This is a genomic window from Ignavibacteria bacterium, from assembly GCA_016707005.1.
Classification (GTDB): Bacteria; Bacteroidota; Ignavibacteria; order Kapaibacteriales; family Kapaibacteriaceae; genus UBA10438.
In genome coordinates, this window is the sequence record JADJIQ010000005.1 from 133,472 (window position 1) to 154,612 (window position 21,141).

At 52.0% G+C, this 21,141-nt stretch carries 13 protein-coding genes; 5 read left to right on the top strand and 8 right to left on the bottom strand.

Features of this window, described 5'->3' with window-relative positions; translation table 11 throughout:
• Positions 1-99 precede the first annotated feature (99 nt).
• Positions 100-1,119 (top strand): hypothetical protein, encoded by a 1,020-nt coding sequence (locus tag IPI29_09150; GenBank protein ID MBK7412704.1) that lies wholly within the window; start codon positions 100-102, stop codon positions 1,117-1,119.
• 6 nt (positions 1,120-1,125) lie between these two features.
• Here the strand turns inward: IPI29_09150 and IPI29_09155 are convergent, their stop codons facing one another.
• The 3 genes from IPI29_09155 to IPI29_09165 form a co-directional block, all read right to left on the bottom strand.
• Entirely contained in the window at positions 1,126-1,608 is a 483-nt protein-coding gene (locus tag IPI29_09155) for a hypothetical protein (protein MBK7412705.1), read from the bottom strand.
• Between the two features lie 40 nt (positions 1,609-1,648).
• Positions 1,649-3,793, bottom strand: a complete 2,145-nt coding sequence (locus tag IPI29_09160) for a hypothetical protein (protein ID MBK7412706.1) — start codon at positions 3,791-3,793, stop codon at positions 1,649-1,651.
• A 164-nt stretch (positions 3,794-3,957) separates the two neighbouring features.
• Positions 3,958-4,545, bottom strand: a complete 588-nt coding sequence (locus IPI29_09165; GenBank protein MBK7412707.1) for an HD domain-containing protein — start codon at positions 4,543-4,545, stop codon at positions 3,958-3,960.
• A gap of 167 nt (positions 4,546-4,712) precedes the next feature.
• Here IPI29_09165 and IPI29_09170 point away from each other — a divergent pair, with 167 nt between their 5' ends.
• The 3 genes from IPI29_09170 to IPI29_09180 all read left to right on the top strand — a co-directional run bounded on the left by IPI29_09170 (position 4,713) and on the right by IPI29_09180 (position 8,009).
• Complete coding sequence (locus IPI29_09170) at positions 4,713-5,426, top strand: DUF2911 domain-containing protein (protein ID MBK7412708.1); 714 nt, start codon at positions 4,713-4,715, stop codon at positions 5,424-5,426.
• The gene (locus IPI29_09175) at positions 5,413-5,745 is read left to right on the top strand and encodes a tetratricopeptide repeat protein (protein ID MBK7412709.1); all 333 of its coding nucleotides are present in this window, start codon (positions 5,413-5,415) and stop codon (positions 5,743-5,745) included. The genes IPI29_09170 and IPI29_09175 overlap by 14 nt, the downstream gene beginning before the upstream one ends.
• A gap of 116 nt (positions 5,746-5,861) precedes the next feature.
• Positions 5,862-8,009 (top strand): T9SS type A sorting domain-containing protein, encoded by a 2,148-nt coding sequence (locus IPI29_09180; GenBank protein MBK7412710.1) that lies wholly within the window; start codon positions 5,862-5,864, stop codon positions 8,007-8,009.
• Between the two features lie 83 nt (positions 8,010-8,092).
• On the opposite strand, the gene IPI29_09185 is transcribed toward IPI29_09180, so the two are convergent.
• The 5 genes from IPI29_09185 to IPI29_09205 all read right to left on the bottom strand — a co-directional run bounded on the left by IPI29_09185 (position 8,093) and on the right by IPI29_09205 (position 14,257).
• Positions 8,093-8,611 carry a hypothetical protein gene (locus IPI29_09185; protein ID MBK7412711.1) on the bottom strand — a complete coding sequence of 173 codons (519 nt, stop codon included), beginning with the start codon at positions 8,609-8,611 and terminating at the stop codon, positions 8,093-8,095.
• On the bottom strand, positions 8,541-9,848 hold the full coding sequence (locus IPI29_09190) for a hypothetical protein (GenBank protein ID MBK7412712.1): 1,308 nt from the start codon (positions 9,846-9,848) through the stop codon (positions 8,541-8,543). Before IPI29_09190 ends, IPI29_09185 begins: the two co-directional genes overlap by 71 nt.
• Before the next feature lie 170 nt (positions 9,849-10,018).
• Positions 10,019-10,528 (bottom strand): plasmid pRiA4b ORF-3 family protein, encoded by a 510-nt coding sequence (locus IPI29_09195; protein ID MBK7412713.1) that lies wholly within the window; start codon positions 10,526-10,528, stop codon positions 10,019-10,021.
• Between the two features lie 24 nt (positions 10,529-10,552).
• On the bottom strand, positions 10,553-12,295 hold the full coding sequence (locus IPI29_09200; GenBank protein ID MBK7412714.1) for a tetratricopeptide repeat protein: 1,743 nt from the start codon (positions 12,293-12,295) through the stop codon (positions 10,553-10,555).
• A gap of 99 nt (positions 12,296-12,394) precedes the next feature.
• A complete protein-coding gene (locus tag IPI29_09205; GenBank protein MBK7412715.1) occupies positions 12,395-14,257 on the bottom strand; it encodes a LuxR family transcriptional regulator in 1,863 nt (620 codons plus the stop codon).
• A gap of 104 nt (positions 14,258-14,361) precedes the next feature.
• Between IPI29_09205 and IPI29_09210 the strand changes: the two genes are divergently transcribed.
• The gene (locus tag IPI29_09210; GenBank protein ID MBK7412716.1) at positions 14,362-20,991 is read left to right on the top strand and encodes a hypothetical protein; all 6,630 of its coding nucleotides are present in this window, start codon (positions 14,362-14,364) and stop codon (positions 20,989-20,991) included.
• Positions 20,992-21,141: the final 150 nt, after the last annotated feature.

Sequence of the window (21,141 nt, forward strand, 5' to 3'; positions counted from 1 at the left end):
AAGACGGTGAATAGTACATGTCGGTACCTAGGACGCATGTTTGTGTATGATGGTTCCATAATCGTGAAACCTAATTCCACAATTGGTGTTAATAGGTGCATGTTCCTCCACACAATGTTTGCCCTGTGCTTGGTTGCATCTGCGACCAATATTGGTACCGCACAGGACGGTGCGCTTACCTTGGAGGCAGATGAACCAGTGATATCGAGGCTCTTGAGCAGCGAATCGGATCCCAACGTCATCGTAGCGTGCCGGAGTGATGCCCAGCCCCCTCTCATTTCCTTGGATGGCGGATGCACCTGGAATGCATGGATGGCCGATAATGACTCCATCGGAGCAAACGTACTCCAGACGGCGGTTCACGTTCCGCAGTCGAGCTCATCGTTCATGATCGAACAAGATCGTACGATCCGCATCACTGATGATCTAGGAGCTTCGTGGCGCAACCACATCACATTTGCAACCGGCGCCTTCCACTCGTATCGCTTCCACCCGATGGACTCCACCATTATCTATGGATTCTCATCCGATAACACTCCGGTAGGCAGATACCATTCCAAACAGGGTGTATGGAGATCTTCAATTGTCGATACGTCGGCAGGACCCTTCGGCTCTGTGGTTGACGCGTTCTTTACGAAGACCAAGCCTGATGCCTCGTTCCTTGTATCATCGAATGGCGACATCTATCAGAGCCGCGATACAGGTTCCACGTTTCTTCGGACCGGATCTGTGAACGAGAATGGCAGGCAAGTGTGCATTATCCTCGCATGTGACGACGAGGACCAAGACCGTTTGTATGCACGTCACGTCCGCGGCATAGCCACTAGTTCCGATGCCGGCAGAACATGGAAGGTTCAGGATCTTGGTTCAGATTCTTGGATATCCGGGATCGAGCAAGACAAGGCAGACCCTTCGTTGTTGTGGGCCTACGGAGATGCTATCTATAGAAGCACAGATGGCGGTAGTACGTGGTTGGAAGTGAACGACAGCGCCGGCAATCACACCATCGGACTTCTCGTTGGCAAGCGGCTCGTTACATGGAGCACGCTCAATGGTCTCATCCGCTTTTCCAAGGATGGCAGCACGTGGGAAAAGCTTGACGCTCGAGCCGGCAACTGATGCCGTTCAGTTCGAGACGTGCACCGGTACAGTAGCTACACTCTTGAACACCTTCCCGTCTGCTCGCAGATATTGCGCCTCTACTTCAAACAATACGTCACCGCTCACCAACTTCGGTGTGAGAGGAAGCAATCCATGTGTCAGACGAGCATAGATCGTGTATGCAGCTGAGTAGGTAGGGGGCGGATCACCGTCCGGTACATCACCACTCTTGACGATCATTGGTTTTGAGATCGAATCGATCGTTACACGATAGCCCGAAACCTGTACAACATCGCGGACGTTGGCTTGCAACACTCGTACATCAAGCTTCGTTCGAACAAGAGAATCCGTGCTCTGTGCCTCCGGCACGTTCACAAAGATGCCCACCACCTGAAATTCAGGACGTGAGTTGTTGGTGATACTACTTGCGCGCGCCTTGATCGACTTGATCTGTATCTCGCCACCTCCACAGATCAACATCGCCAAAAGCAATACTGAGATCGGCATATTCGACTAAACCCCTTTGCATCGAATATAGTCCTTTTGTTCATCTCACATGCAAGATTACTCCAGCATTGTGACGATCACCATCGACCAGTTTCAGCAAAAGAACGCCTGCCGGGAGACCATCAAGATCGTACGTGTACCCTAGCCGAAGTTGGGCTGCGTCAACCGTGCTCGTGCGGAGAGTAATGCCTTGCAGATCACTGACCTCAATACGGACATTGGCAACGATGGTAGGGTTATACGTAATCTGTACATAGTCATTGGCCGGGTTTGGGGCCATTGTCAGCACTTGGTTGCTCGCCATATCCTCGTCAACAGATACAGGAGTTGGGTCGAACCAGATCAACCCACTTTGTGATCCGGCGATGATCGTATTGCCCGCCACCATGATGGACGTGATGTTGAATGACTCGTCCTCCCAGTCCGGCTGGTAGATGGTATCAACTACACCTGTAGAACGAACGAGGCGAATGATCTGCCCCCTACCGTTCGTTGGTGCAGCGATGAACACATCGCTATTGCGTGGATCTTGAACAAAGGCTCGTATGCCATAGGCATATTCCCACGGACTATGCCAAGTAGTGCCGTTATCCGTTGTCCTACGAATCCCCGTATAGTTGGAAGCATAGAAGGTAGATCCATCATTTGCATCGCCAATGATCTGTTCTGTAGAATTCAGCCAGCCTTCATTCTTCGTCCACGAGTTTCCACCGTCTAGTGTGCTGTACACAACATTCGCATCGGCTGCTACAATATGGGAAGGGGCTTTGGGGCTCCTGCCGATCGCTACGATCGAGCGAGCATTATTCACCAGATCGTTCTTCCACGTAACGCCACCATCTGTTGAGTGTTTGAGGTTGTAGAGCCCACCACAGACGATCTCGAGCGGATTGGCTTGATGAATAGAGATGGCATCGATCGGTTCATTCTGCATCGGGGAAGCCCCTTGCCATGTGAGGCCGCCGTCATTGGAGCGGTAGATGTCCGAGTTTGTGCCACCGAGCATCTTTGACGGATCGGAACGCGCAACGTCGAACGAGTAGACGCGACCTCCCGATGGTTGTTCGTATTTAACCGGTGTGAGATATGTCCACGAGACACCAGCATTGGTTGTGAACGCAACATCATTCACACCCTGCATATACCAACGGGTATCGGAGTAGCGGATGAGATTTCGGACCTCAAGTCTGTTGATGTTGTTATCGAGACGTGTCCATCCCTGCCCCATACCGGCTGTGCGGAAGATGCCGGATTGGTAGCAGCCAACATAGAGCTGGCCGTCGACTAACGTGGCTGACAATCTCGCGGTATGCGTGGTGTCGATTGTTTTCCACGACATGCCTTGATCTGTGCTTTGGTGAAGATCTGTGCCCCAGGCGAATAGCACCGATGAATTGCTTGGTGCTTGAAGTATCCCGGATACAGTCATCACATTCTTGAGTGTTCTATCTGACCAGGTACGCCCCCTATCCGTAGAGATGGCGATCCTCCCTTGGAAGTATGCGTAGAGGCGGTCCGCTGTTGTTGCGTCTGCCGCAAGAAGCGCTATGCTATATCCCATCACACCTGTATATGAAAATCTCTGCCATGTTCGACCCGTATCTGCACTCTCGTATAGCGTGTCTCGGTCTTCGAGATACATGCGAGATGGAGTGGCCGGAGACATCAGGAGTCCACTAGCGCCATATTGATTGGCTGCATACACTGTGTCCCACTTCTGCCCTGCGTTGGAGGAACGCAACAGTGTTTTAGCTACACCCATTGCGAACCACAGATTCGTACGGGTTGGGTGAACGAGGAGCTTTGAAAAATTGGAGCTCGGCAACGTTGAGACGGTAGACCAGCTTTCACCAAAATTCGACGTTTCAACGATGTATCTGTCAAACAGCATACGAACCGTCTGCTTCGTCCCCGAAACGATCGACAGCCAACTTACCGTTGAACCATACACGTCGGGCAACTCACGGAACTGTTGCCAGGTTGTTCCACCATTCGTTGTATAGTAGGGATAGGCCGTCCCTTGTACCCTCGTCACAATGATCTGGGGATCCACTATGCTTACGGCAAGATCCTGAAACGAAGCTCCGGAGATCGTTGAATACCGCATCCACTTCTGAGCTGAAATGCTTGTTCCTGAGAGCACAAGCCCAAGAACAAGGATGATCGAGGTAACGAGCGTTTTCATGATGGTACTCCGGTTGTTTCCCTGCCATCAACCTATCTACCCCTCCTCTTCCCTCCTATGACTTATGTCACTATTCGCTATTCGCTATTCGCTATTCGCTATTCGCTATTCACTATTCGCTATTCACCCCCATGACTTCGTCATGGGCTAGCGTACTTTCGCCCCTACGGGGCTATAAATTGTTCGCTGTTCGCGATTCGCTCCATTTCGGATACCACCCGTTCCAATTCCTCCGACAGTTCATTCTTCTCAAGTTCTGTGAAGATATTGGCAAGAGTTCTGTAGTACCACAGAGTGCCTTCCTTCCCACCGGCAAAGCGTTTCCAGACATCGTCACCCATTGTGCGGAGGTCTCTCAGAATAGCTCGGCAGTTATGAAGCTTGTCGCTGGCCGACACCAGTCGCACCGACGCGGAAGCCGACGGCAGGTGGGCTACGTAATCTTCCTTTCGCTTCCGCCATGCCGGCTTTGGGACCTCCACGGTGTCCGTGCATCCCTGCACGATATCGGCTACGGCATCGCCGAATCGGAATCGGATATCATCGATCCGTCCGTCGCCGCCGGCGTCTTCAGCCGCATCGTGAAGCAGGGCACCGATCGCCTCATCCTCATCAGCCCCATATTCAAGGGCTATACTGGTTACGCCCAAGAGGTGGGCAACGTACGGGACGCGTGTCCCCTTTCGCATTTGTCCGGCATGGATCACCGAAGCGTAGCGAAGAGCGTGTTCAAAGCGGGAGGAGAGAAGCATGGGCAGTTGCTCAGTTACGTAGTTACTCAGTTACGAGGTTACGGGGTTACGGGGTTACGGTGTAACTTTTTAGAGCGTGGCTCTATCCCACGCTACTGTCTGACCAGATCGAAATGTTCCTTCACTTGTCACCGCACACAAACTACATGTGCTGCGGCCCAACCACTATGATCAAACTCATCGTCATGTTCGGAGTTGCGGCACTACTATCCGCCAGTGTGTCGGCTCAGATCAATGTACCTGTGGCCGTTTCCCAGCGAGGCCTGACGTCCCAGCGGATCGGCGTAACAGACATCAGCATCGACTATGGCAGGCCGGCAGTGAACAAGAGAGTAATATGGGGCGATCTGGTTCCCTACAACACACTCTGGCGCGCGGGCGCCAATGAGAACACGGTGTTCACGGCATCCACGCCTGTGAAGATCGAGGGCAAGGATCTACCTGCCGGACGCTACGGACTGCACATGATCCCAAGCAAGACAGAGTGCATTATCATCTTCAGCAAGGATTCTCATGCATGGGGCAGCTATTTCTACAACAAGGAGAACGATGCGCTCCGAGTAACAGTAAAGCCGACCTCAGGGCCTCGTAGCGAACTGCTAACATTCGATGTTCCGTCGATGACGGAATCATCAGCCACCTTCCAACTGCGATGGGATTCTGTGGCAATCCCGTTTGTTGTCTCCGTTGATCTTGGTACTACGGTAGCGAACGATCTCAAGGCACAATTGACCGGCATACCGGGCTTCACCGCGCAGAACTATGCAACGGCTGCAGCATGGCTTGTGGAGCATGACACCCAGATGCCCCTTGCTGAAGAGTGGCTCCAGAGAACTCTGAAAAACACGTCCAACCTTTACAGCGTTAATGCTGGCTGCTAGGCTTGATGAGAAGAAAGGCGATAGAACTACGGCCTCTGAACGTCGGAAGAAGGCAATGGAGATCGGGACGAATACCGAACTCAATTCCTATGGGTACGAGCTCCTACAAAGCGGACAGCACCAGGATGCCGTGATGGTCTTTGAAGTGAATGCTAAGCGCTTCCCATCGGACCCGAATGTATGGGACAGTCTGGGCGAAGCCTATGCCATGAATAAAGAGTCAAAGAAGGCTATCGAGTGCTTCAACAAATCACTCTCGATGAACCCATCAGCCGACGTACGGAAGAACTCGGAGATGTGGCTGGAGAAGCTGCGTTAGATTGCTAGAGTGGTAGATTGCTAGAGTGGTAGATTGCTAGAGTGGTAGATTGCTAGAGTGGTAGTTTGCTAGAGTGTGACGTTGTAACGATTCTGTCATACCTATGTTAGGTGAATATGCGCTCAACCTTCACCTTGCTCGTTTTTGTACTGTCCGTCGTTCTCGGATATGGACAGGGGTGGCAGAGTGGAAGGGGGCCTCTTGGTATTCCTACGGGTACGATCGTTGCTCATGACTTCAACCCGGACCTTCTCATTGTAGGGGTAGCTTATGGGAGGCCACCATACTATACACTAAATGGTGGTGAAACGTGGTCCCGCATGGAGTCCATGCCACGCAAACCAACGTCAGCCGAGGCCACAGGTTCTCCTCCAATTGAGGTTCTTTTTGAGCCTGGCACCTCTCATACCGTACTTGTTGTGATGGGCAACCTATTGTTTCGCACAACAGACTTCGGTCATACCTGGACGCAGCACAAGACCAATCCGCCAGCAGGGTTCAAGACACTTTGGATCCACCCAGTCTATCATGATCTTTGGTATGTGAATGGTGAGGACAATGCCCCTCTCACATATTCAACGAATAAGGGGCGCACGTGGTCACTGAGCCGAACTACTACCGATTCATCCTACGTTACATTCGCATCAGAGGTGTTCTTTGCTGCTTCGGATCCACTACGGTTGTACGTGCATATGTACGACGAACTTTGGGTGAGCTATTCCGGTGGGCGGTGGTTCAGCAAGGTTGCTTCGGATCGTGCTATCGATAAATTACTCGCAGTGGATCATGCAGACCCGAAGAGACTCTACGCGGGAACCTTCGATGCGATTTCGACGTCGAGTAACAGCGGCTTAACATGGAGCTCTGCACGTTTTCAGCAACCAACAACGATATCAAAGATCGTCCAAGCACGAAATGAGCAAGGTACGCTCTGGGCTATGGGTTCCAGTCTATACAGAAGTGACGATCGAGGCTTGACATGGTCGGCTGTTGAAATCCCCAGAGGAAGGACTCATAGCCTGCGCATTTCAAACGATCTACCCGTTCTGCACCTTTGGAACCGTGGATTATACATCGGCACTATGGATGGTTCGCATTGGAAGCCAATTCCGAACAACTTCAGATTTCGTTCCGTGTCCTCGCTGGTTGCCGTTAGCCCCGTTCATTGGTTAGCGGAGTCTGATACGGAGATACTACAAACAACAGACGCCGGGGAATCATGGCAGGCCATATGCGACGTTGAACTTGAGGAAGAATTACCCGTTTGGAATCTTACGTTTGATGTGTCGAGAACTGATCCACGGATCGTGATCAGAAGTACAAAAAACGGGATATCTCGGACAACTGATGCCGGCGCCACGTGGCAGAGAATGGCGGTTCCGCCTCCATACCATTTCACTTCGATCAGTATCAATCAGATGAATCATTGCGACGTTCTCGCCCTTCGAACGGGAGAACTCTTCCGTACAAAGGATTGTGGTGAGCTCTGGGAAGCGAACAATAGTATAACCGGATCAAGGATCGGGTTTCATTCGCGCAACACAAGCAATGGGAATCAGATATTATGCAGGAGCAACAACACGTTTCTCTACTCTGACGATGGAGGTACGAATTGGGTCGACCAAGGATCCTCTTCAGAAGGCCTGTATTGCCTACTAAGCGCTATGGATGTCCCGAAGTCTTACTTCATGGTTAACTACCGCGGATTTCACGTAACGACCGATGCAGGCTCTTCGTGGAGCTTGAAACAAGCCAGCCTATCAACGGCTAGGGCCTTGGCACACTCCCGTCGAGAAGCACATGAACTGTATGCAGTTAGCTCATTGGGATCACTCTATCGTGTTTCAACAGATACGTACAAGATTGACACATTGCTCGATTATGAGCGGAAACAAGAAGGTTTCCACGCACAAGGTCAACTCGTAGTGGCTGGCAGTCGGATATTGATGACAACAAGTGATGGACTCATGGAGTTCGTGTCAAACACCACGTCTCTACCTGAACAAGTAGATTACACCAACTCTCTTGAGATCGAACCACAACCGGCATCGGAAACGATCTCCATTCGCTATCCAACCATCACAAACGCAACCGTCACGTTGTATTCCGTCACCGGCAACAACGTCCTCGAACTCCATGTGGAGCCATCAGAACTTTCGAATGGCATCATATTGTCAACTTCCCATCTGACTTCGGGCACCTATGTCATGTGTATCAAGGATGGCAAGTCGTTTGCGAGCCGTCTTGTGATGATCACGAAGTAGTGCTAATGTGCTAATGTGCTAATGTGCTAATGTGCTAATGTGCTAATTGGGTCACTACGTCACTTTGTCACTACGTCATTTCACTATAGTCCAGTCGTTGAAACAAACAATCCTTGATCTCCTGTGAGGAGATAGAGTTTGTTCTGTGAATCGAAGGCGGCCTTGACGATGGCTGTGGCGTAGGGAGTGAATCCATTGAGTTTGAGGTCGGCCTTGGTGGTTCCGGTTGCATCGCCGACGGAGTAGCCCCCTACTCCAGTGATATCGAATGTCTTACTTGTCGATGTAAAGGCAATGCCGGGAGCGCGTTTCGTTGTCTCTAGGAAGGAGTTGCCGTTGTCGATCGATTCGCGGTTCGATACAAAGTTGTCCGTGCGGGAATAGATGCGACCCGACGGGTCCTGCAGCATCCAAACATAGTTGCTGCCATTTGCGACCTGCGTGATCTGGCCATTCGATCGAATGCGCGAGAGAATACCGTTCGTGTGCTTGTAGAGGTCTGTACGGAAATACGTGAGGGATACGAGGGCTTCACCGTTGGAAAGTCCACAGAGGACAGGTGTTTGGAGATAGCCGGTGCCGACTACAGGGACGTCCGGCATCGTAACAGAGGTCCATGTTGTTCCGTTGTCGGACGACGCATACGATGTCTTCAAACCGGAGGCATACATGGCACCGGTTGGTGGAAGCAAAGTTGGTGAAGGTGGACATTGCTCCGAGTGCACGCCATCCCGCTGAGCCACGAACATAGAGCCCCTTATCGGCCATGAGGACAAGTTCGTTTGTCGAGGTGAAGCCCATCGACTGCATGGCACGTGGTTGACCTGCACCACCTGCACTGAAGGTTGCGGCCATGTTGCGGGAAACAGCGATGCCACCCGATGATGTCTCACCAAAACCTACAGCAACCACATTGCCACGAACATCCATGCTTTGTCCGGATGCGAAAAGCACATGGCTCCACGTCGATCCTCCATCCGTAGATCTCATCAGTCGGGCCGCAGCATCACCTGTTACTCCTCCACGTTCCTGAATGAGTGAGTAGAGATGTCCATCTGCCCCCTCCATGATCTTAACATGGAACGGAGAGGCATTGAAAGGATTCACGTTGGTAAAGGACGCCCCACTGTTGCTACTGGTCCACAACCCACCACCGGTTGGGATATAGTACACGATATCGCCGTTACTGCGCACCAGCAACTCACCGCCATAGTTTGCAACAACAGCCGGATGTTTCTGCCATGTGTTGCCGCCATCGTTTGAGATCTGGAAACTCGAAGGGCTGCTCACACACACAACATTGTTTGGTCCAAACGCAAGTCCACCACGTCCGGCAGGGAGGTTCACCGTTGTCCACGTTGTCCCTCTATCGGTGGATGTAGTTGTGATCATCGATGATGGGTATTGAAGCACGCGCAGGTATGGTTGTCCATTCGGTGCCACGGTCAGAAACACACCCTCGGTCAACCCCGTACGTGAGTACACATCCGATCTTTTCGTCATCACTGCGCCGCCTGCATCGATCACCCACAGATCGTCATTGGTCAACGCATAGATCTCACCGGTATTCCCTGCCACAGCCGTGATCACACCCGCCGGCGATGTGATATAGGAAGGGGCTCCTCCCGACGTAGAGAACGTGGCAACACGTCCGTCGATCACGGCAAGGATCTTGGAATCATCCATCACAAACACACTCGTCACGTTGCCCCCACTGTACGGCAGATCCGTGATCTTCTCCATCGTCAACGCCGAGTTCTGCGGCGCATCCGGTGTGGTGGAGGTGTCAGACGAACATGAAAGAAGCAAAGAGCAGAGAAGAAGCAGGAGGTAGATCATGGCAATGTGCTAATGTGCTAGTGTGCTAATGTGCTAATTCAGATTGCTAGAGTGCTAGAACGTTAGATTGTTAGAGTGCTAGAACGTTAGATTGTTAGAGTGCTAGATTGTTAGAGACGTCATAACGTCATACCTGTCATAACGTCATAAATGTCATAACGTCATACCTGTCATTTTGTCATTTCTTCATTGAGTTTTTTCTGCGCGGCGGACCGATTATACGCATCTCGGAAGAAGGTGCCGCCGTACCATGCGCGTTGTTCTGTGTGTTTTGCATGATGTGGGTCTGCCATAGCATCACAGAATTTTTCGAATCCTTTTGCGCCACCCACATCTTCCGGAGGGCAAGCCCCTTCTCCGTCAATGATGCGATAGGGTTGCAGATACTCAGAAGGTGGACCCGTGGCAATGACCTCTATCGTGTGGTCCCACTTTCCTTTTGGGTCGTAACGGTAGTTGATGATATCTCCCAGGCTGGACGCACTTTTCCGAAGTGTGCCACCAACTTCTTCGTCCTCCCATTCATAGGGATGGATGTTCTTCCATCCCATCACGAGCTGAACTACGTGGTGGAGCCCGGTGAGATCGATCTTTGCCGGCACAGTGAATACTCTCCAGATCTCTGGCTGGGTGTTGTTAAGAGAGATGCGAAGGATGGCGATATGGGAGGCAGTTAGCATTTGGGAAGTTACGGAGGTACGGAGTTAGCCCAACCAGAAGGTTTTCATTGGTCCCTTTCCCTTGATCTCTATCATGCCGCGTTCGTGAATGACGATAGGCGCGCCGAGGGCTGACGCGAGCCCAGCAGAGGCATGAATGCGTCCAGGTTCACACGTTGATTCCATGCGAGAAGCCACGTTGACTGTATCGCCCCATACATCGTATTGCATCCGCTCGGTTCCTAACACGCCGGCAACGATTGGTCCGCAGTGCAATCCGATGCGAAACACAATGCGCTCACCAGTGTGTGGCCATTGATAGGAGCACTTCATCATCGCCCTGGCAACATTCGCTATTCGCTGCTCGCTATTCGCTATTCGCTGCTCGCTATCCTCCGGTCCAAAGGCGACTGCCAAATACGAATCTCCGATCGTTTTGATCTTCACGACGTTATGTTCTGCGCATATCGCATCAAAGGCTGTAAACATGTTGTGTAGTAGGGCCACAACGGTGCTGGCATCAAGCTCACTTGTGTTTGACGTGAATCCAACTACATCGAGAAACAGCACGGAAGCGTGATCAAACGAGTCATTGACAGTTTCGCCTCTTGCAACCCTATCTGCGATGTGTTTTGGGAGCGTTGAATGAAGAACAGCCATATGCTTTTGGTGTTCCCTTTCGCGGGCATCGATCTCGCGCTGTTTTGCCTGGATCGCAAGTTTCGAAGCCGTTTCTCTGCCGTTGACCTCTTCCGTTATTCGAATGTGGGCACTATTGTGTTCTAGATAGGCTGCAAAGTCATTGCGTTGCTGTGCCCTGTCTCGTATCGCACCATGGATCTCTGCCTCCCACGCACGTAGTCCATGATCACGTGCCTTTGCAAGAGCGGATTGCAACGTAGCATCGGCGGATTCATACTCTTGGTGAGACTCCTGGATCCTTGCTCGATTGAGCTCGCGCTCGATACCTACATTGGGGTCGTCTATCTGCAGTTCGTCGAGCTTAGCAAGAAGCTCGATTGCCGTTTTAGTGTTACCCATATCAACATTGACAGATAGGATATTCCCGGAGATGAGCGCTATACCCCGTTTGTTCTCGAGCTCCATGTGAATTTGAAGTGCTTGCCCCATAAAGTGGAGTGCCCCATCATAATCCTTCGACTTCCAACGCGCACTTCCGATGTTGCCAAGGGCATGTGCCACCGAATGACGGGCGCCACGCAGTTCATGCAAAGAATGCGCTTTTTCGAATTGTTCAAGGGCAGCATCGTAATCACCTGTTGCTAACAAGACAAGGCCGATGTTCCCTATCACGATCGCACTATTGGCAACGTCATCATTCTTCTCGTGTTCGGAGAGTGACCGGTAGAAGTACTCTAGGGTGGTCACATAATTTGCATTGAACCAATGCACGATGCCGATACCAGCAGCAGCAACAGCCATCCCAGCACTATCTCCGAGTTTCTCGAACATCCCAAGTGCTCTGTGATAGTGCTCAAGTGCACTTGTGTAGTCACCCACGGACTTCAACACGTTGCCGATGCTTCCCGTTAATCTGGCTTCATCAACTCGGTCGCCGATCTTGATCGATTCGTCCAATGCAATACGAAAGTGCTCCAGGGCATTGGCATGTTCTCCATGTAATGCAAATGCCTGGCCAAGAGCGCTATGTCTCAATGCACGTGCTTGGACTGAATTCACATCATGAAGTTCACCAGCAAGTTGTTTCAGCCTTCCAGCATCCCTGATGGTGATGGCGTGTTCTATGTCTGCCTTTATGGTATCCATCGTTCTCATTCGGAGAAGGTCTCTAATCTATCGGTGTTCATGACTTCCTCTCCAGTCTTGCATGTAGGGGGCCGAGTGGAGACAGCTAGGTGCACCATCCTAAACACTGCGCAACACCTGATAGATATCTTCCGAGGCGTCTAGACCCATCTTCTTGCGGAGGTTGTGCCTATGCACTTCTACTGTTCGCTTGGACAAGAACAACACGTCGGCAATGTTTGCTGACGTCATTTGACGATGCAGCAACGTTGCAACCTTTAGCTCCATGTCAGTTATCGCCGGTACACGGAGGCGGATGCGTCGAACGAAATTGTCGTAAACATCCAGCATCAATTGATCGATCACGTTACCTGTGCTATCCGTCCGGAGACTTCTGTCGATAAGATCTATCACCTGACCAAGTTTCTCCTCGCCTTGGGGTCGAGTATGCTGAGTTGCCTCACCAATTCGCTGCGAGATCTGCCGAAGGAGGTCGTTCTTCTCGACGAGTCTGTCGATCAGTTTCTGAAGCTCCGTGTCCTTTGCCAGATATTCCAGACGGCGTTGTTCGTGTCCACGTTGGATGTCATCGATCTGTCGTTGATAATAGGCCCTCTGTGTACTCAGCTTGGTCTCTTCGTTGATCAGTGCTACTTGAAGGTCGGCTGCCGACTGTACATGCTTCGCTACTTCTTCCCAACGTGATCTCTCACGGAAGAGCTCACCCAAAGCTTGATGAGCTTCTACTGCGTTACGCTTCGCATCGATCTCCAGGAATACCTTCAATGCCCTCTCGATCCATTCGATGGCCGTCTCAACATTGCGGTTGGGATTGCGAATGTCCGAAAGGATATTCCCCCTGTAGTGCCAGGCTACGCCTATCTGATGTCTGCTGTCTTGGGCCTCGAGCAATGGGAGGGATTCGTTCAAATAGTCCTCTGCATCTTCGAAGTTCCCACAAAGTGTATGAGCGTGACCAAGATTCGAGGCATAGATGGCAACCTCCGTCTCGATGTTGTGATGTCGAGCCTTCGCCAGCGCTTGTTCTAAGAGTTCAATTGCGTCTTTATATTCACCCCGCTGAAGATGGACACCACCCATGCGAGCTGAGGAGCGAGCTTCTGCCATCTCGGCGCCGAGATCATGAAAGATCGACCGCGACATCTCATAATGCTGCATCGCACCTTCGATGTCTCCTAACGTCTGATAGAGCACACCTAGATTACTCAGCCATGTGGCCTCATTGTGTCGTTGCCCCGTCTGGCGATGGACTACCAGTGCCTCTTCGTAAAGAGTGACTGCGCGTTGCAGATCACCGATCTCTTGATAGACATTTCCCAGGTTGCCAAGATGTCTCGCCCGTCCGGCTACGTTCTCATTTCGCGTGTCGATCTCAAGCGCTTCTTCTAACGATAGAAGTGCCTGTTGCGGATCGCCGAGGTGACGAAAGACAAGACCAAGATTCCCGAGCGAATGGGCAAGGAGATAGTCATCACCAATATCTTGAGCGCGATCTGCAGCCTCCCGGTAGACGTCTCGTGCCGCTGCATATTCACCGCGATTCAAATAGACGTTGCCGATGTTGCAGATCACCTGTGCCAATCTCCGCTGGTCTCCTGCAGACTCGATCAGGGCTCGAGCCTCAAGCAGTCTATCCAAAGCTTCCTGATTTTCTCCAAGGTCTAGGTGAACTAGCCCCTTCACAATCATCGCTCCGCCTGCTGCTGCGTTGTCTCCCATCTCCCAATAGAGCCCTTGAGCGGTGTCTGCATGCTGGCGTGCTTCTGAAAAACAGCCATGTAGTCTACACGCCACGGCCAACATCCGATGAGCATCCGCGATCTGTCTCGATGTTGTGAGGGGGCTGTCTGTATTCTCGATGGAAACTGCCGACAAGACAGACCTACAGATACTCTCGGCCTCTGCAGAGTTGCCGTGCTTGAGACAATCTGATGCTCTATTGAGAAGATCCGAAAGTTCCATACCCGAATGATACGAAGAATACGTAGGGCTAAGTAAGGATCACGTCTGGACGGGAACGCATTCTTGCATCGTTCTCGTTCAACAACCGTTCTAAGGAGGGTCGCGTGGGACCTGTCAAAAGATGTACGATCAACTGGTTGACCATGTTTGCGGCATTCGTACTCGTGGTATGCAGTATGCATGCCCTGCCGAATACCCGCTCGCTTGGTCGATCGACGTTTCTTTTAACTGATACAACATTACACGTATGGGGAAACAATTCCAGCAATCAACTCGGTCTTGACCGTACGGTATTTGGCACTCTTGTCAGCACTCCAACGATCGTACAGAGTCCATCCGGCTCACTCGGCTGGATCCAGATCTCTGCAGGGTTAGACCATACCCTTGGGCTAACAAACTCCGGTAAACTCTATGGCTTTGGCAATCCAGCAACCGGGAGGTTGGCGAATGCTTCGGGAACTGTGCCCCAGGAGATACCCGTGCCCGGTGGCACCTCTACCTGGACGAAGATCGCCTGTGGCTACGATCACTCATTGGCACTAACCGAAGACGGAAAACTCTGGGCCTTTGGCTCGAATGCTTGGGGACAGTTGGGTGTGGGCGACAACGCCAACAGAACCACTCCAACCGAGGTTCCAAAACCGGCTGGTGTTTCCTCCTGGACTGCTGTGTGGGCAGGGGCATATCATTCGATCGCCCTTGGCAATGATGGCAAACTCTATGCATGGGGATGGAACTTCTATGGTCAGCTCGGTACCGCCAATACAACTCAACAGGTAAGCCCCGTTGCTGTTCTCAGCAGTGCTCAAATGGGTGCCGTGAACAGAGTTTCTGCCGGATATGGCACCACCTACGCTATCACAACAGATGGGAAACTCTTTGCTTGGGGACGGAACGATCTCGGACAGCTTGGGATACCCGGAGTTACCGTCTACAAACCAACACAGGTTCCTCTTCCGGCAGGGGCAACAGCGTTCACACATGTCTCAAGCGGCGCGCAGCATGTGATCGTAACAACTGCCGAAAACGTTGTGTATGTGACGGGCTCAAATGGAGATGGGCAACTCGGAGATGGAACCACCACAACGCGCACCGTTCTCACAAAGATCTTGCGTGCGGACGGTACAGCCTTGACGGGTGAGGGATGGGCGGCAGATAACGCTACCTATCAGCATGAGATATCTGGTGGAGTATGGGCATGGGGCTCCAACGCCTTCAAACAGATCGGCGACACAATAGCCGCTACAGTATATCATCCACGACTGCTGTTCAGCGTGGGAGGTGGCGGTGGCCCGACTGTTCCGGCAGATACAACGTGTATCTACTCTGATGATCAGATCCTCCTTGATGATCCAAATGGAACGCAGATCTTCAACGCCGGTGCAGACGATACAACATCGAGCGTGCTGCCTATCGGTTTTACGTTCCGCTTCAAAGGAACAGACTACACAACCTTCACTGTCAGCTCCAACGGACTCATCGGTCTGGGATCAACTCCCATACCTCCGAGTGCCACGAATGCACTTACTTCTCTGACAACGCCAGCACTAGCCCCATTCTGGGATGACCTACTGCTTGGTCAATTCCCGGTGATGATTCAAAACACAGGTCAGGCCAACGCTCGCTCGCTCCACATCACATGGAGGGGTCGGGTCAAGAACATTGACACCAACGCGCAACCGACTATCACCATTCATGCGATACTTGATGAAGCAACGCAGTCGGTGAACTACGTGTATTCCTACGGAGGCAACTCCTTGCCAACATCTGCTTCCATCGGTTGGTCTGTGGGTGGAAGGTATGTGAGCTTCAGCCCGGGACGTCCGTGGACGCAAAGCAACAGCATCCCGAACGACAATGTCAATCTGGGCTCGGGTGTGCAATTCACAAACACCGTGATCATTGATGATTCGTGCACGCCCCCTCCCCCACCTCCTCCTACGGGCGTAACCTATACACGACTCCAGTTGGGAGTGATCATTGATCTTTCTCATGTCTGGTTCATCACTGACCTTGAAGGCTTTGTGGTTGGGACGGGGGGACGGCTCTTCCGAACGATCGATGGTGGTGTCACCTGGACGTTGGTGGTAACAGGTACATCTGTAGATCTCACGGGCTTCCGCATCATCGACGGCCGGTGGTACATCTATGGAGCAAATGGCGTTGTTCGGTATTCACTTGACCACGGCGTGACGTGGATCTCGATGAACATTGGTGTGAACGTCTCGCTCACAGACCTCCGATTCATCCATGAGCAGTATGGAATCGCTGTTGGCAGTGGCGGAATGATCTTTATCTGGAATGGCAGCAGCTGGGTGCGCCAGTCCATCGATGTCCATGTGAACGTGATGTTCACATCCATCTACATCCATGGATCATACATCTTCGTAACGGGCACCGGAGGTCAACTCTGGCGATATGATGGCACTACATGGATCTCGATCTCTCTCAACCTTAGCATCGATATCACAAACATTACGATGCTCGATGGCACGTTTGGCTATCTGATCGGTGCTGATGGTACGATCTGCAGAACATTCGACGGTGGTCTAACGTGGTCCATCCTGATCAGTGGAGTACAGAGTACGTTGCGTGGAGTTTACATTGTCTCTCGGAACATCGCCTACGTTGTTGGTGACGGTGGGATCTGCCTTCAAACACTCGATGGGGGTCGGACGTGGGTTCGAATTCACCTCAATACCTCGGTCCACCTTCGTTCGATCACCGTTGTCAACGGCTGGGGCTACATCGTTGGAACAGGTGGGGCAATATTCCGCTTCAGCAGTGACTACGTACTCACCATTCATGGAACCACGTATTCGCGTGTTTTCACGAATGTCAATGTAGCCCTTGGCGGCACGTTCTGCATTGATGGAATGCGTGGGTTCATGATCGGCGACGGCGGTGTGCTCCTACGCACGATCGATGGTGGCATCTCCTGGACGACCATCAACATTGGTATCAGCATACGATTCACAAGCATCTACACGATCAACGGCATCGTCTACATCTGTGGTCAGAACGGATACCTTGCCTACAGCAACGATGGTGGTCTCACATGGATCCGCATCGATCTCAATGTGAATGTCACATTCACGAGTCTTGTCTTCGTAAATGCTTCCTATGGATTCGTGATCGGTGAAGGGGGCGTGATCTTCCGATTCAACGGCACCACGTGGATCCGGGAGACCATCAATACAACGGCCAACTTCCGTCGCATCATCGTCAATGGATCCTTTGTGTGGGCTATCGGCGATGGCGGCATCGTTTGGAGATACAACGGCAGAGGCTGGGTGCGGATCGATCTGAATATCAATGTTGACCTTGTAGACATCACCTTCATTGATGCTCGTATCGGTTGGATCATCGGGAAAGGGGGCTTGGCATGGCGCACGATCGATGGCGGACGAACATGGACGATCGTCAATATCAATGTTGGGCTGGATGTTGAGATCCGTTGCCTTCGTTTCGCCTCACGTTGGGTTGGATGGGCTTCGTGTGCCAACGGTTTGGTCTTGCAAACGGTTGATGGCGGTAGAACGTGGATCAAGATCGATCTCAACGTCAACGTCGACCTACTGTTTGTGTTCTACTCACGTGGCATGGGATACATTGGAGGAGCCGGTGGACTCTGCTGGTCCTTCCGAACGGACCATCTTCAGTTCGTAAACGGTGTGCACATTTCTCGCGTAAATGTCGACGTTACCGTCGACCTCAGACATTGCCGTTTCTACGACGCCTACCTTGGTGTTGTTGTAGGAGTAGACGGTGTTCTTCGTGTGACACTAGATGGAGGACTCACCTGGCTCCGAAGAGACATCGGTACAACGCTCCGGTGGAACAATGTGTGCATCGTTGATTCCGTACTCTTCGTGGTGGGCGATAACGGTTGTATTTATCGATCGATCGACCTTGGTGTTACCTGGCATCGCTTTCCTGTGCAGTCGTCAGTGCATTTTCTCTCGATCGCCTTCATTCATCGCAATGATGGCTTTGCAGTAGGACGAGACGGTTCGATGTGGCGATTCAATGGTACTCGTTGGATCAAGATCGTATTGCAGACAAACGTTGCTATCACTCGCGTGTTTGTGAGTGGCCACATCTACTTTGCCGTTGGTGAGCGTGGCATGATGTTCGGATGGAATGGTTCAGCCTGGATTCAGATCTCGAGCAACACCACTGTTGACCTTTCAGATGTTTCGTTCTACGACGCTTCCTTCGGACTCGTTGTGGGTCGGAATGGCTGTGTCCTTCGGACGGTAGATGGAGGTCTGACGTGGACTCGGATCAATATCAACATTGGACTTCACATCAATGCACTGCACATCATCTCTCGCGAGCTCATCTTTGCCGTGTGCGATCGTGGTGTTGTGTTGCGCTCAACAAACGGCGGCACAACGTGGATAGCCATCCACATTACGTCGGAAGATCTGACCGGTATCTCCTTTAACAGCGGATATGGGTGGGTTGTTGGGAGAAGTGGCGCTGTTTACGCATTCACAGACGACCTCTTTGATTCATCGGGATATTGGTTCTCTTCTCTCAGACGGGGTATCCGCTTTAATGGCGAGAACACCATTGTGGATCTTGGTCAGAAGAGTTCGTATGGACTCACAGCCAATCTCACACTCATGGCTTGGGTGTACCCCACGGCATATGGGAGGCTGTCCGGAATCATCGGCAATCATCGATATGTAGGAGCTGGAAGTCGAGGCTACGCGCTCGTTCTCGACGAATATGGTCACGTGGGCATGGTCATCACCAAGGCCAACGGAACAGCACAATGGATCTGGTCGAGCGGGATCGTGAAGATCAATACGTGGTCGCACGTAAGCGGAGTGTTTGACGGCACATCATTGCAGGTCTTCATCAATGGTGTGTTGAGTGCTCGGCTTTCCATCCCGTTCACGGCGATGATGCCAACGGATGATCGCATGATGATCGGCTACTATCAAGGCTATCATCGAAGCTACTTCAACGGGTCGATCGACAATGTGAGTATCTGGGGAGCCCCTTGCCCACCATCACACATCCGACGAACGATGCATGACCGTACAGTTGGTATCGAACCGTGGTTGATGGGTGGATGGCATTCCAGTGAGGGGGCTGGTGAGTCTGTGACTGACGTTACGACCGGCACAGAAACGCTGGTTCGTGGTGGCACTGCATATGATCGCACCTCGATCGTTGGAGTTGGCAGGTCATGGAGTGGCACTATTACCACGAAGGGGAACATCTATCTCGGCGGTACGGATACCCGCCTCGACGTGACCTCGCTGACCAAGAGTGTTGATCTTGTTGTTCATAGCATCGTAGATGTTCGTGGGATCATAGCACCTGCAGGTATTGGGCGGTTGTTCCCAAGAACCTGGGTGATACGCACGTATGGTCAGGGTACGATCGGAGGATTCTGGAAGATCATTCTTGGACCTCGAGGGCTATCGCAGTTCGATATCAATGAGCCATCGCGCTGGGTGTTGTTCCGTAGACCATCAGATGGGTCCGGCAATTGGGTCAACGCGGGAACGTGCATTCGCGTGGACGGGCGAACGGGCGAACTTACCTTCCCAATGCAGAATTGGGACGGGCAATACATCCTTGGATGTTTGGGAGACAGTCCACTTGGAATAGCCCTTGATGCACAACTCGTTGTGCATCCGGTTGACGTGAGCGTGTGCGAGGACGACGAAACTACGTTTACAGTGATCGCCGAGGGAACGAACCTACACTATCAATGGCGGAAGAATGGGAAGAACATTGATGGGGCAAACGACAATACATATCACATCATGCAAACGAAGGATGAAGACAGAGCAGGCTACGATGTGGTCGTTGATGCGCAGACAACTTCAGGAGCAACGAGCTTCACGAAGACGATAACGCTCAACATCGCCCCCTTCATTCAGTCACAACCAAGCGGAACAACAGTATGTGAAGGTGAGCTCATTGACATTGGTATTGCTGCCACGGGTACAGACATTACCTATCAATGGCTCTACAATGGCAAGGACGTTGTTGACGCAACCTCCTACCGATTGATCATCCCGCGCATTACAGTTTCTCAGGGCGGGTGGTATCAGGTTAGGGTTGGTGGCATTTGTCAACCCTGGGTCTTTTCCGATTCCGTGTACGTCAGTGTGAAGAAGGCGCCGATGATCATCACGACACTGCAGGACACAACGGCTTGGGTAGGTGACAGCATTGAACTCAGCGTTGTATCGGACAGTGCCAATGTATCCTATCAATGGCGTAAAGATGGCAACGCTATCAACGGGGCCACATCATCTCGGCTAAGGATCGACTCCATCATTGAGGCGGATTCCGGAACATACGATGTGATCATTACCGGGGAGTGTGGAGCAGACACCAGCGTTGCAGCGCAGATCAAGGTCCGGCGAGTGATCACTCATGTAGATGAAGTTGACCGCAGCACCATCGTATCGGCCACGATCTATCCCCAGCCAGCGGATAATGTTGTGACGATCGAGATACGCGACGTCGAACTTGAATTTGGAGACCAGACCGAGTGTAGGTTCTTGAACACTACCGGTGAGGAAGCTCTTCGCGTCGCCATTCCGCTTTCAACAACACCCGGCGCGATGACGGACCAAACATCGAATCCCGGTATCCGGATCAGTGTTGATACAAGCGGGTTACCAAGCGGGGTTTACACCTGCATTTTGAGCTCTGGAAGTCGAGATCTCTATGTGGGTTCCGTGGCCGTTCTCCGGTAACGAGCCCACAGAGCGCGGTTTGGACGCAGCAGGTGCCGACTCCCCACGACGGAGTTGCCCTGCTGCTCAACCGCGTCTCGCACCTTTCCCGGAGTTGAAGCTTTCTGGCAACACTCGTGGGGTAACAATTCCTATATTCCATTCCTCACC

Bases quoted from the DNA above. Each gene is read 5' to 3' on its own strand.
- IPI29_09160 (MBK7412706.1), bottom strand. From the start codon at position 3,793: ATGAAAACGCTCGTTACCTCGATCATCCTTGTTCTTGGGCTTGTGCTC.
- IPI29_09150 (MBK7412704.1), top strand. From the start codon at position 100: ATGTTCCTCCACACAATGTTTGCCCTGTGCTTGGTTGCATCTGCGACC.
- IPI29_09200 (MBK7412714.1), bottom strand. From the start codon at position 12,295: ATGGATACCATAAAGGCAGACATAGAACACGCCATCACCATCAGGGAT.
- IPI29_09165 (MBK7412707.1), bottom strand. From the start codon at position 4,545: ATGCTTCTCTCCTCCCGCTTTGAACACGCTCTTCGCTACGCTTCGGTG.
- IPI29_09175 (MBK7412709.1), top strand. From the start codon at position 5,413: ATGCTGGCTGCTAGGCTTGATGAGAAGAAAGGCGATAGAACTACGGCC.
- IPI29_09185 (MBK7412711.1), bottom strand. From the start codon at position 8,611: ATGCCGGACGTCCCTGTAGTCGGCACCGGCTATCTCCAAACACCTGTC.
- IPI29_09170 (MBK7412708.1), top strand. From the start codon at position 4,713: ATGATCAAACTCATCGTCATGTTCGGAGTTGCGGCACTACTATCCGCC.
- IPI29_09190 (MBK7412712.1), bottom strand. From the start codon at position 9,848: ATGATCTACCTCCTGCTTCTTCTCTGCTCTTTGCTTCTTTCATGTTCG.
- IPI29_09195 (MBK7412713.1), bottom strand. From the start codon at position 10,528: ATGCTAACTGCCTCCCATATCGCCATCCTTCGCATCTCTCTTAACAAC.
- IPI29_09180 (MBK7412710.1), top strand. From the start codon at position 5,862: ATGCGCTCAACCTTCACCTTGCTCGTTTTTGTACTGTCCGTCGTTCTC.
- IPI29_09155 (MBK7412705.1), bottom strand. From the start codon at position 1,608: ATGCCGATCTCAGTATTGCTTTTGGCGATGTTGATCTGTGGAGGTGGC.
- IPI29_09205 (MBK7412715.1), bottom strand. From the start codon at position 14,257: ATGGAACTTTCGGATCTTCTCAATAGAGCATCAGATTGTCTCAAGCAC.